The sequence below is a fragment of the Morganella sp. Je.2.23 genome (assembly GCF_051129855.1).
Lineage (GTDB): Bacteria > Pseudomonadota > Gammaproteobacteria > Enterobacterales > Enterobacteriaceae > Morganella > Morganella sibonii.
This window is the reverse complement of the sequence record NZ_JBCPSQ010000057.1, coordinates 1-255: the sequence shown is the minus strand read 5'-3', so window position 1 is coordinate 255 and position 255 is coordinate 1. Positions and strand designations below refer to the sequence as shown.

The following is a 255-nucleotide window of genomic DNA, read 5'->3' as shown; positions in this document are numbered from 1 at the left end:
ATCAGATAAAAAATGGCGTAACCATAGAGGGTGAGGTTCTCTCTGTTATCGGCAGTGACAGACACGGCTATACGGCAGAGCTAAAACAGGAATTTATACAAAACAAAAATAAACTGACACTGCTGAACTGTATCGATAACGGTTTTAATATCATTAACGGCGCATTACAGACAGGGAAAGATAACCAGAAATTCCCGCTGATAAGTGCGGCGTTTTGTTATCCCAAACTGGAAATCACCGGTGGCGTTAAAACCG

At 42.0% G+C, this 255-nt stretch carries 1 protein-coding gene; it reads left to right on the top strand.

Features of this window, described 5'->3' with window-relative positions:
* Positions 1-255: hypothetical protein (locus AAZR23_RS20825; RefSeq protein ID WP_434694513.1), on the top strand; the 255-nt coding region annotated here is incomplete at both ends.